We start from the raw sequence: 11,651 nt of genomic DNA, 5'->3' as shown, positions 1-11,651 counted from the left end.
ACATTTGTCTAAAATATAGCATAAGGTATTATTAAAGATGTTCTTTATTTTTGCCAAAAAAAAGCCGCTCATTATAGTAATGAGCGGCTCTTATTTCTTAAGAATTGAATATCAAATAATCAATTAGTTATGCAATGCTTTGCTTGAGGTTTTATCGACTGTGACTTTCGCAAGCTTAAGAGGAACTGGCATACTGACCAAGGCAACCTTCAATATCTCATCAATCGTTGCCACTGGCTGAATAGTCAGACCGGCTTTGACGTTATCAGGGATATCAGCTAAGTCACGCTCATTAGTCGCTGGAATCAACACATGCTTGATTCCACCTCGATGAGCAGCTAGTAGCTTCTCTTTGAGACCACCGATACGCAGGATTTTACCGCGTAGTGTAATCTCACCCGTCATAGCGATATCTGGACGAATAGCAATGCCCGTCAATGCAGAGACTAGCGCTGTGGTAAGAGCACCACCAGCTGATGGGCCATCTTTCGGGGTCGCGCCTTCTGGCATATGCACATGGACGTCAGTCGTCTTAAAGGTTTCATAATCAATACCTAAGCTATCACCGCGAGCACGTACCACGCTCATGGCAGCGCGAATCGACTCTTTCATCACGTCACCGAGCGAACCGGTAAAGCTTAGCTCGCCTTTACCTTTCATCGCCACCGCTTCGATAGTAAGTAGCTCACCACCGACTTGCGTCCAAGCAAGCCCCGTAATACGACCAATCTCAGGCTCTTCTTCAGCCAGACCATAATCGTACTGATGGACACCGAGATAATCATCGATATTTTTGTCATCGACCACAACCAGCTGACGTTCTGCTTTTTTCGGAGCGCGGGCGCCATGGCTTTCAACCGAACCGCGAACCACTTTACGGCAGATTTTATTGACTTCACGCTCAAGGTTACGCACACCGGCTTCACGGGTATAGCTACGCACGATGCTATGTAATGCCGCTTCTACAATCTCAATTTCGCCTTCTTTGAGACCGTTATTCTTGATCGCTTTTGGCACAAGATACTTCTGCGCGATATTGACCTTTTCTTCTTCGGTATAGCCCGGCAGACGAATGACTTCCATCCGGTCAAGCAGGGCAGGCGGGATATCCATGCTGTTGGCAGTACAGATAAACATCACTTGCGATAAATCTAAATCCATATCTAAATAATGGTCGTTAAACGTATCGTTCTGTGAGGGATCTAACACTTCAAGCAATGCTGAGGCTGGATCACCGCGGAAGTCTTGCGCCATTTTATCGATTTCATCTAACAAAAACAGCGGGTTTTTAACTTCAACTTTGGCCAGCGATTGAACAACTTTACCCGGCATCGCGCCGATATAAGTGCGGCGATGACCACGGATTTCCGCTTCATCACGCACGCCGCCAAGCGCCATACGTACAAATTTACGACCAGTCGCACGGGCAATCGACTCGCCTAATGAGGTTTTACCAACACCTGGAGGACCGACTAAACAAAGAATCGGACCGCGAAGTTTTTTCACTCTTGATTGCACGGCGAGGTATTCTAAGATGCGATCTTTCACATCTTGCAAGCCGTAATGATCTTCGTCCAATACCGTTTTTGCTTTTTCTAAATTGATGGAAACCTTGGTTGTGGCATTCCACGGTGTGTCCAAAATCCATTCAATATAGTTGCGCACCACTGACGACTCACTCGAGGCAGGTGGCATCATTTTGAGCTTTTTCAGCTCTTGATCCGCTTTTTTACGCACATCTTCTGGCAAGTCGGCATCTTCTAGACGCTGCTCTAGCTCAGCCACATCATCTTCGCCATCAAACGCACCGTCATTCATATCTGACAGCTCATTTTTAATGGCTTTCATCTTCTCGTTTAAGAAGTATTCGCGCTGATTGTCTTCCATTTGCTGACGGACAGCTTCTTGGATATCTTGCTCGATATTTTGTTCAGCACTCTGCTTAACTAAATATTCGGTTAAGGTATTGATATGGGTTTTAAGATCATCATTTTCTAAGAATGATTGCTTAATATCTAAATCCATCGACACACGGGTTGAGATGAAATAAACCAGCTCAAGCAAGTCATCGATACGTTTTGCCACACGAGTCAGCTCGCGAGCATTACGCAGACGCGCATCCGCATAGCTTTCAAACAATGTGGTCAATGCTTGAATCGTGTTTTTCTGTTGGCTCTCATCCATACTGACATCAAGGTCAGCACGCTCAAAGCTTGCCATTAATAATGTTTCGTGATTTTCTATAGTATCAACGCGCGCACGATATTGACCTTCGATCAATACTTTGATGCAGTTCTCATCACTGTCATGCGGCATGGTACTGACGATGCGGCAAACCGTACCGTATTGATACAAGTTATCTTGATCAATGTCTTCAGTCAGCGAGTCTTTTTGTGCCACGACCAAGACTTTATTGCCGTACTCAGCCTGTGCCAGTTCAACGGCTTTGACTGAAGGCTCACGACCGACGAACAAGGCAATCTGCATGTGCGGATAAACGACAACATCGCGCAATGCCAGTAGTGGTAAATAGTTTTCTGTACCGTCACCTTTTATACTATCGTCTTTTGCGTCATCGTCTTCAATAGTGTTGTCCTTGTCTTCATTATCTTTATCATCACTATCTTTGCTATCACCATCTTCAACGCGATCAGCTGTTGCAGCTACATCACCTGTCGTATCGTCAGGCGCGCTGTCTCGCTCCTGATCATCAGCAACAGTAGATGAAACGTCGACATCGATGTCGATATTGTCTTGGGCAATTTTATGTTCACTCATATATTCTTCCTCGTTCACCAGACTTGTAAAGTCAAGTTCGTGGTTCATGTTTAGATAAATGGTGCTCACCGATAAAATTGCAAGGCTTGTGGGCAAAGTCACACGCTTATCTGCGCAAAATAGTTATATCTATCTAAAGACTGCGAGTCATATTGTTATTCATAATTTTAAATATTAGCTGAAATTTAATGTATACAGAACATGGGTAAGAAGTCGTAGCTAACACCTATTGGGTTCTGTGCGTAGGATTTGTGTGCAAAATAAGGTAAACTGACGCGCGTCTTAAACGGTGGTTTTAGCGTCAAGCGGTTTAGAGGCGAGGGTGATATCCATCGCCCATGAGATATTAATAGGTCTTAATCAGGCTATAGCAGACAGAATAAGAGGCAATATATGACCATCAATGCGGTACTGCTGGCAGTCGTCATCATGCTAGGGCTGTCTTTGGCGCGTGTACACGTGGTACTCAGCTTATTAATCGGTGCGCTGGCAGGCGGACTCATCGCTGGTTTGGGTATGACCGATACTTTGAATGCCTTTCAAGAAGGTATCCGAAATGGCGCACAAATTGCACTGTCCTATGCGCTGCTTGGGGCTTTTGCAGTGGCGATTGCGCATTCAGGATTGCCACAGTCACTGGCAGGGGCGGTGATAAAACGCATTGATGCGGGCGGCGCAGGTATAGGGGCAGGTGGCATGATTAAATACATGCTGTTTGCAGGTTTAATCACCATGAGCTGCTTTAGCCAAAACTTAATTCCTATTCATATTGCCTTTATTCCATTGCTGGTACCGCCATTATTGCTCGCCTTTAATCGTATGCACATCGATAGACGTTTAATTGCTTGTCTACTGACTTTTGGTCTTGTGACCACTTACATGTTTATTCCGTATGGCTTTGGCGATATTTATCTCAATCAAATCATGCTGAAAAACGTCGGTGAAGCAGGCATTGATATCAGTAACATCTCAGTTACCAAAGCCATGGCAATTCCGGCTTTGGGTATGTTTGTAGGCTTGCTCGGCGCCGTATTTATCAGCTACCGTAAACCGCGCCAGTATCAGCAGCTAGCAATTGATAAAGCTGCGCATGATGACGTGTTAGAGGGTGATGCGTTAAGCAAAACCGCAGCTAGTGCGCAAGCACAAAGTAAGATGAAAACGTTGGTGGCGCTTGCCGCGATTGTGACGGCATTTGTGGTGCAGATGTATACCGACTCACTTTTGCTTGGCTCAATGTTTGGCTTTGGCGTCTTTATGGCGACGGGCGTCGTTAAATGGAGTGAAGCCGATACAGTCTTTAATGACGGTATCAAATTGATGGCGATGATTGGCTTTATTATGATTACGGCGCAGGGTTTTGCGGAAGTCATGAAAGCGACTGAGCAGATTCAGCCCTTGGTTGATGGTGCCGCGTCATTATTCGCAGGTAATAAAGCGATAGCCGCATTTATTATGCTATTAATTGGTTTAATTGTGACCATGGGTATTGGTTCGTCATTCTCGACCATTCCTATCTTGGCCGCGATTTATGTGCCGCTATGTATCTCTTTAGGGTTTTCGCCTTTAGCAACCGTGGCGATTATTGGTACGGCTGGCGCGCTCGGTGATGCAGGTTCTCCAGCGTCAGATTCGACTCTTGGACCCACTTCTGGTCTAAATATCGACGGTCAGCATGACCATATCAAGGACAGTGTGGTGCCGACATTCTTGCATTACAATATTCCATTATTGATATTTGGTTGGATTGCAGCGATGGTGTTGTAGGCTATCAAAGTTAAGTAGAGTTTGGTGTAGGCTGGGTTTTTAACCCAGCTTTAAAATGTCAATTACCTTGTTATTAAACTGATTCTCTACGAAAAAATCGCCTTAAAACACATAAATAGACCTGCCACAAGCAAAGCAATAAAAATAGCAAAGAGGACAAAAACGTCCAAAAAATCATCCCACTTAATGACGGCGGTGCATGCATCGCCATCATACCGAAACCAAATAAAAATAAAATGCTAGTCCCCAGCATAGTGAAAAACTTCCAGCGACTATCCATATATACATCCATAGTCACCAGTAAGCTTAAATGAAACAGCATTGCCATTATTAATATAACGACTAATTCTATAGGATAGGGATGCGGAAGAGGAATATTCTGAACGTGAAGTAAATAGGGATCTGTGCTAAAACCTAAAGTGATAATAAGACCGACGAAAATGATCCACAAGATAGCAAAAACTACCCTTAGTGGTTTTGAGCGAAAGTAGCTCATTGTTGTCTTTCCAAATCCTCTATGGGTCTTTATTGTCATTTTCAAAATCTTTTATCCCATCATTCAAACCACGCAAAAACGCATCACTCTGCGCCAGTAATTCATTTAAGCGTTTCTCATTAACCACCTTTGCTAATTCATCGGAGTTGAAGGGCTGTTCTTGACTATAGTAACGCAACTCTCTAGCGTCCTCGTTACCTAACGTTTGCAAATACTCATCCACATGATCAGCGCTAGAGTTAGTATCCATCGCTTGCTTATCCTCTTTCATCTAAACGACCTTATGCCACTTGGCGTAATTAAGCCATCTAGTGGCACATCCCACGGTTGCCGCTGTAATTGTTCAACCACTTGAAAATCATAACACCAGCCAATTTTTAATGGCTTTTTAGCGCCTGACCGATAGCTTTTGTTAAGGGTCGTATCATAAAAGCCGCCACCCATGCCCATACGATTGCCGTTTAGGTCTACTGCTACTAACGGACAGATAATAACATTCAATTCGCGCGCCCAAAGTAGACGGCGATGATGGTTTTGCTTCATACCTAAGCTATGAATGCGCGTCGGTATATTCAGCAGTTTCGACTGATAAATAGGCACAAAGCGCAGACGTTTATCATCATTACCATTTCTAGTACGACCGAGCGAGCCAACTACTGGCAAGTAAGGTAAATAGCCTAAGCGTTGACACCAATCCAATAGTAGCTGAGTAGGTAATTCGCCAAAGCCATCGTAATATAAACCAATACGCGCACGCGGTGCTAAGCGTTGTTGCAACTTAACTAAATGCAAACTTGCCATGCGCGCGTATTGTCTACGTTCGCCAACCGTTAATTGGCGACGCTGGCGGGTAAATTGCCGTCTCGGCGGATTGCTAACGGTAGATGTCTGAAACTCAGAATGTTTTAACTCAGGATGCATAGATAGACTATCCAATAATGTATTAAATTGATGATGGCTGTTGCTTGTAGAGAGCCGCAATGACTATTTGTGAATATTCAACACGGTCTAGTCATGCTATCATAACGCCACTTTACAGCGTATTTTCCTTTATGTGCAGCGTGTGTTGCACTTTTTTCGCAGCAGCTATACAACAAACCATCAAAGAGGGTAGTTATGTCGACACAGAATCAGGCAACTCGTACCGAAAAAGATACCATGGGCAACGTGGAAGTCCCAGCTGACGCTTATTGGGGTGCGCAAACTCAGCGTAGCCGTGAGAACTTTAAAATCGGTGGCGAGACTTTGCCACGTCCAATGATTGAAGCAATGGCACTGGTCAAAAAAGCCGCTGCAATTACTAATGCGAGCCTTGAGCGTATTGAAGGCGATAAGCGCGACCTAATCGTACAAGCCGCTGACGAAATCATCAATGGTGGCCTAATCGATCAGTTTCCATTGGTTGTATGGCAGACGGGTTCTGGTACGCAGTCAAACATGAACATGAACGAAGTGTTGGCCAACCGTGCCAACGAAATTGCTGGTTCTGAGCGCGGCAGCTACACGCCGATTCACCCAAATGATCATGTCAATCATGCTCAATCTACCAACGACAGCTTCCCAACGGCGATTCGTGTTGCCGCTGCTCGTGAAATCAACAGCCTGCTTATCCCAGCGGTAAAAGCACTACGTGATACCTTGGCTGCTAAAGCGAAAGAATTTGATAGCATTGTTAAAATTGGTCGTACGCATTTGCAAGACGCAACGCCTTTGACATTAGGTCAAGAATTTAGCGGCTATGTAAGCCAACTGGATCATTCACTGGTGCGTATTGATAACGCTTTACAAGGTCTATATGAATTGCCATTAGGTGGTACGGCAGTTGGTACTGGTCTAAACGCCCATCCTGATTATGCGGTAAAATCAGCTGAGCAATTAGCGACCTTGTCTGGTCTACCATTTGTGACGTCACCAAATAAATTTGAAGCATTAGCCGCTCGTGATGCTGAAGTATTTGCTTCAGGCGCACTAAAAACCCTAGCGGGTAGCTTGAATAAAATCGCTAACGACGTACGTTGGTTAGCGTCAGGTCCTCGTTGTGGTCTGGGCGAATTGACAGTTCCTGAAAATGAGCCAGGCTCTTCTATCATGCCGGGTAAAGTAAACCCAACCCAATCAGAAGCAATGACCATGGTTGTGGCGCAAGTCATGGGTAACGATGTCACTATCAGCATGGCTGGCGCGTCAGGTAACTTTGAGCTAAACGTTTATAAGCCAGTAATCGCTTTTAATTTATTGCAGTCTATCAAGCTACTTGGTGATGCGTGCAATAGCTTTAACGAAAACTGTGCGGTTGGTATCGAGCCAGTAAAAGATAAAATCGATGACTTCTTGCATAACTCATTGATGCTGGTCACTGCGCTTAACCGTCATGTTGGTTATGAAAATGCAGCAAAAATCGCTAAGACTGCTTATAAAGAGAACAAGACTTTGAAGCAAGTTGCGGTTGAATTGGAGCTATTAACTGAAGCTCAGTTTGATGAGTGGGTTATTCCTGCTGATATGGTAAACCCTAAGTAATCTATCTAATAGTTTCTTAGAATAGTAAAAAGACCTTGTCGTGATGCAAGGTCTTTTTTTGTTGACGTTTTTGAAGTATTGAATTATTAATAAAAAGATGTAGAAATAGCGTGACCTTCTAATTGTAAAAGCTGAGTCGTTAGGTTGCTTTAGGCCTTCAATTTCTACTAGATCTTAAAAAATTCATTCATACTAAGGCGATTTTAAACTTAGCCTGCAACAACAATGATTAAGTTGATCAATAGAAGTAGTATATAAAAAGTGATGAGTAGCCAAGATTCTTTATAAACACGTAACATTATTCTACGTGCTGAATTTGGCATGGGAGTAAAAGTCTTATATATAGGTTTGCCTTGATCGTCATATTCAGGGGGAGGTTTATATCCTTTTACCTTCAAGTTTTTTTCAGCTAGCTCTCTGATAGTAGGATTAGACAATAATTTTTCGTAAGTATGAAGATCAAGCTCGACATTTTGAACTTTAAGCTTTACAGTTATGATGTTCAAACATGTAGCAATACTTGGGTCTAGCCTTTTCAATTTTTTACGATAACGTCTCGGACTCATACGAAATGATTTGTAGTAAATTATTTCTGCTTTTTCAATTATCTTAACCTGCTCAAGCATCAAACGTTGGCTGTAATCTAGTTTTTGTCTTAACATAATATTTGATTTAAACCTAAGTAACATGCTCATAATAAACCTTGGATTCAACATTGAAGTGCAACGCACCCGAAGCTAGATTTTACCTCAAGAGGCGTTCTAAACCCTAGCACCTTTCTAGGTCGATTATTTAAACTGTCTTCAATCGACTGAACTAAGTGCATGCATAGGTTATCCAGACGCATTGACTTCGGTAGAAACTGACGAATTAACCCATTGGTATTCTCATTCGTTCCACGCTCCCAAGAATGATAAGGCTGAGCAAAGTAAATATCAGCCTTCAACGCTGTTGCCATCGTTTCATGGTCAGCAAACTCTTTACCGTTATCAAAGGTGATACTTAACGCCTGTTCACCTTTTAGCATGCCAATACAAGCTTGTGTGACGGCTACTGCCTTGCGATTGGGTAGCGCTTTGATCTTAGTCTCTCGAGTTGTTCTATCCACTAGAGTGACAAGCACACCTTGATGTCCACGACCAACCACCGTATCCCCTTCATAATCGCCCATACGACTGCGCGCTTCAATGATACTGGGACGGTCATTGATATCACAGCGGTTCGCTATCTTTCCGCGCCTATCATAACCTTGCAGACGGCGTTTCCTATAGCGCTTTTGACATCTAAGGGCGCTATGTAAGTTACCCCCTGCCTTTTTGTCAGTATAGATGTGTTGATATATCGATTCATGGCTTGGGACCTCTTGCCAACCCAGCATTCTCAGTCGCCCTGTGATTTGCTCAGGTGAGTAGTGCTTGCTGAGTAGATGATCAATATAGCACCAGCCAAAGCGGCTGATCTGTGAGCTATTCACAACTTTGCGCGCGTTTGCCAATCGATGGGCTTGTTTGGGGCGATAACCCCTTTGTCCCATGTTTCGCCTTATCTCTCGACTCACCGTTGATTTATGACAGCCAATAATTCTAGCTATTTCACTCATGCCTTTTTTAGCTTACAATAGCGCTGATATTTGATATCTTTGCTCTTGGGTAAGATGTGTATAGTGTTTCATAACGTTCTGATATGTAGGAGTTGAAGTTTGAAATGCAACACGGCACATCTTACTCTTCAACTCATTCTTTTAAAACGTTGCACTTCTTATTTGAATCTAGGAACTGTAAATATAGTTCTAGAAATATCTATCAAAACAATCAAAATTAATTTTTTATTTATAGTAGATAATACAAATAAATACGATCCACATAAAGACTGAAATTATAAGAACATCTATATCAATTACAGAAATTATATCAAGACCATGAAGTAATTTTTGTTGTAAAAGTAAGGCTAGTTTTGAACAGCTTAAAATAATTGATTATGTTGAAATAGCTTGTTAAAAAAAGACCTTGCCATATGATAAGGCCTCTCTTACATCAAAAGTAAAAGTCTAACTAAAACTTATAAAGCAAACCAAGCGTCGAGGTTGACTCAGTACGTGAATCGACCATTGGGCTATCGTATTGTTCATTCGGCAAATAGCTTAAGCTTTGATTAGCAAACAATGCCCAACGTTCATTGAAATCATAGTTGGCACTAATATTAACGTAAGGGTTCAAGCTCGAATTAGACTTATAAGCGGCGACGCCAGTTTCCGCTGACTCTTTTTCACTGACGCCATAATAGTATTCATTGTAGTCAGCATCGTTGTACTCAAAGCCAATGCTTGGATAGACCGTTAGCTTGTCTTTTGTAATTCTAGCAAGATACGTCAAGCGAGCTGTGTTACCACCGCTACGGTCAAGCACATCAGTACCTATCTGAGCGCGAAAGCCGCCGATAGGGGTGCGGCGTTGATAGCTTAAACCAGCTTCTACTGATGACTTACGTTCATCAAGACCTTGCAATGCGCCTCTAGCATCATCAGGATCGAAATCGTTGCCAGCGAGCTGAGCATAAGCCGACAGCTGATTTTTGCCATCATTAATAATATAAGCACCCGCTTGAGCGCCGCGCACATAGAATCTATTGTTGTCATAAAACGCGCCCGGCAACACACGTACATCGAGGCTGTCTTCCATATCGTAGGCTGAGTTGACGGCTATGACGTTGACGCCCACGCTTAATACAGCGTCTTGGTCAGTAGGTAAATTGTCCTTAAAAAGTGCAGCATTGGACATACTGGCGACACTAAATAACGCAGTAGCCGTTAATGTGCTAAGCATGACGCGCGTAGAAATATGAGGTAGCGCTACAGGTTTAAACATAATAAAGTCTCTTGAATGGATGAAATAATTGGGGGCAATTGTGTATAGTCAAGGAGTTTTAGAATCGCTACAAGGCGACCGACCGCAGATAGTACACTGAGTACATCTAGGGCGGGTAACACCGTAGCGGTTTAAAAGTGCTCTGACTTATAGCAAGAAGCGAGTAAGAAAAACCTAACCAGTAAGCTGTTATCATGAACTATTTAGCAATGATAAATAACTATGAAGGTTTACTCAATGGTTTTTAATATTTGTAGTATTTGATCATGAATATCTTGCCACCACCAAATAAAGCCAATGCTAATCAGTAGCATCATTAGCCATGGTAGTAATTGCCAAATAAGGATAGATTTGGTCGCTGTTTCTTGTTCACTAAGGGGGCTGCGATTAGCATGAGTATTTAAGTGTGAGTTTACAGCAGAGTCAGGGTAGAAACTGCTTTTATTGTCAAAATCAGCATTATTAAAGTGCTCATTATTAGCAGAAGAATCAGTATCGCTGCTTACTGGAAAATTGATATAAGTCGTTCGATAACGGTCGTCATAAGTAGCTGGGTTAGGCATATTCTGTAGCGCTATTGTCATACGCTGACGGTAGGCGATTGCGAATGCCAGGGCAATCACTAAGCCAGTCACCGCGCCGCCAATATGCCCCGCATTGTCGATACCCGGTACGGCAAAACCATAAACAAGGTTGATGCCCATGATAAATATCAAGCTCTTAAGATTGAGTACCATGCCATTGACCGATATTTTAAACAGCGCGGCTATCAATAATGCCGCGCCGATACCCATGATGCCACCTGACGCCCCAGCCGATAGACCCGGTTGACCAGTTCCTTCTACGATACCATGCCACGTGACATAGTTATTCAGTAAGTTGCCCCCGATCGCCGCCAGTAAAAACAATGCCAAAAACTTGGCTGAGCCAAACATAGGCTCGGCAATCTGCCCAAAGAAATACATGGCAAATCCATTAAACAATAAATGCATCAAGCCAATGTGTAAAAAGGCACTGCTGACCAAGCGCCACGGCTCATCGCCCATGGTAAATGGCAATGCATTGGCACCCCATTTCAAGAGCGCCTCAGTCGATGGATTATTGGCATCAACGCCTGTTAGTACTTGCATGATGAATAACCCGATAAAGCTGGCTAGTAATAGGGTGGTGACAGGGGCTGTTTTTAATAATTGTTGAATGGTCATAAAGGTGAGATATCATTAGAA

At 43.2% G+C, this 11,651-nt stretch carries 9 protein-coding genes and 1 pseudogene; 2 read left to right on the top strand and 8 right to left on the bottom strand.

Annotation, left to right across the window (positions count from 1 at the left end; all coding sequences use genetic code 11):
• Positions 1-123: 123 nt before the first annotated feature.
• Positions 124-2,556, bottom strand: a complete 2,433-nt coding sequence (gene lon, locus JFC08_RS01025) for an endopeptidase La (RefSeq protein ID WP_198329509.1) — start codon at positions 2,554-2,556, stop codon at positions 124-126.
• A 615-nt stretch (positions 2,557-3,171) separates the two neighbouring features.
• On the opposite strand from lon, the gene JFC08_RS01020 reads away from it, so the two are divergent.
• Positions 3,172-4,545, top strand: coding sequence for a Na+/H+ antiporter family protein (locus JFC08_RS01020; protein ID WP_198329375.1), 1,374 nt, complete (start codon positions 3,172-3,174; stop codon positions 4,543-4,545).
• 73 nt (positions 4,546-4,618) lie between these two features.
• Here the strand turns inward: JFC08_RS01020 and JFC08_RS01015 are convergent, their stop codons facing one another.
• From JFC08_RS01015 to JFC08_RS01005, 3 genes are read right to left on the bottom strand one after another with little or no spacing between them, the layout of a single operon-like run.
• On the bottom strand, positions 4,619-5,080 hold the full coding sequence (locus JFC08_RS01015; protein WP_193008667.1) for a hypothetical protein: 462 nt from the start codon (positions 5,078-5,080) through the stop codon (positions 4,619-4,621).
• Positions 5,061-5,312 (bottom strand): hypothetical protein, encoded by a 252-nt coding sequence (locus JFC08_RS01010; RefSeq protein WP_198329374.1) that lies wholly within the window; start codon positions 5,310-5,312, stop codon positions 5,061-5,063. The genes JFC08_RS01015 and JFC08_RS01010 overlap by 20 nt, the downstream gene beginning before the upstream one ends.
• Positions 5,309-5,962 carry a 5-formyltetrahydrofolate cyclo-ligase gene (locus JFC08_RS01005; protein ID WP_198329373.1) on the bottom strand — a complete coding sequence of 218 codons (654 nt, stop codon included), beginning with the start codon at positions 5,960-5,962 and terminating at the stop codon, positions 5,309-5,311. The genes JFC08_RS01010 and JFC08_RS01005 overlap by 4 nt, the downstream gene beginning before the upstream one ends.
• A gap of 195 nt (positions 5,963-6,157) precedes the next feature.
• Between JFC08_RS01005 and fumC the strand changes: the two genes are divergently transcribed.
• Positions 6,158-7,561, top strand: coding sequence for a class II fumarate hydratase (fumC, locus tag JFC08_RS01000; RefSeq protein WP_198329372.1), 1,404 nt, complete (start codon positions 6,158-6,160; stop codon positions 7,559-7,561).
• A gap of 209 nt (positions 7,562-7,770) precedes the next feature.
• Here the strand turns inward: fumC and JFC08_RS00995 are convergent, their stop codons facing one another.
• The 4 genes and pseudogenes from JFC08_RS00995 to JFC08_RS00980 all read right to left on the bottom strand — a co-directional run bounded on the left by JFC08_RS00995 (position 7,771) and on the right by JFC08_RS00980 (position 11,630).
• Positions 7,771-8,256: a hypothetical protein gene (locus JFC08_RS00995; protein ID WP_198329371.1), complete on the bottom strand. Its 486-nt coding sequence runs from the start codon at positions 8,254-8,256 to the stop codon at positions 7,771-7,773.
• A 14-nt stretch (positions 8,257-8,270) separates the two neighbouring features.
• Positions 8,271-9,233: pseudogene (locus JFC08_RS00990) on the bottom strand (IS30 family transposase).
• A 379-nt stretch (positions 9,234-9,612) separates the two neighbouring features.
• Complete coding sequence (locus tag JFC08_RS00985) at positions 9,613-10,425, bottom strand: MipA/OmpV family protein (RefSeq protein ID WP_198329369.1); 813 nt, start codon at positions 10,423-10,425, stop codon at positions 9,613-9,615.
• Positions 10,426-10,655: 230 nt separating this feature from the next.
• Positions 10,656-11,630 carry a rhomboid family intramembrane serine protease gene (locus tag JFC08_RS00980; protein WP_198329368.1) on the bottom strand — a complete coding sequence of 325 codons (975 nt, stop codon included), beginning with the start codon at positions 11,628-11,630 and terminating at the stop codon, positions 10,656-10,658.
• Positions 11,631-11,651 lie beyond the last annotated feature (21 nt).

The organism is Psychrobacter cibarius, assembly GCF_016107535.1.
Taxonomy (GTDB): domain Bacteria; phylum Pseudomonadota; class Gammaproteobacteria; order Pseudomonadales; family Moraxellaceae; genus Psychrobacter; species Psychrobacter cibarius.
This window is presented reverse-complemented; position numbering and strand designations above follow the sequence as displayed.

Coding starts and splice junctions, on each gene's coding strand:
- fumC (WP_198329372.1), top strand. CDS start 6,158: ATGTCGACACAGAATCAGGCAACTCGTACCGAAAAAGATACCATGGGC.
- JFC08_RS01020 (WP_198329375.1), top strand. CDS start 3,172: ATGACCATCAATGCGGTACTGCTGGCAGTCGTCATCATGCTAGGGCTG.
- JFC08_RS01015 (WP_193008667.1), bottom strand. CDS start 5,080: ATGACAATAAAGACCCATAGAGGATTTGGAAAGACAACAATGAGCTAC.
- JFC08_RS01005 (WP_198329373.1), bottom strand. CDS start 5,962: ATGCATCCTGAGTTAAAACATTCTGAGTTTCAGACATCTACCGTTAGC.
- JFC08_RS00995 (WP_198329371.1), bottom strand. CDS start 8,256: ATGAGCATGTTACTTAGGTTTAAATCAAATATTATGTTAAGACAAAAA.
- JFC08_RS00985 (WP_198329369.1), bottom strand. CDS start 10,425: ATGTTTAAACCTGTAGCGCTACCTCATATTTCTACGCGCGTCATGCTT.
- JFC08_RS01010 (WP_198329374.1), bottom strand. CDS start 5,312: ATGAAAGAGGATAAGCAAGCGATGGATACTAACTCTAGCGCTGATCAT.
- JFC08_RS00980 (WP_198329368.1), bottom strand. CDS start 11,630: ATGACCATTCAACAATTATTAAAAACAGCCCCTGTCACCACCCTATTA.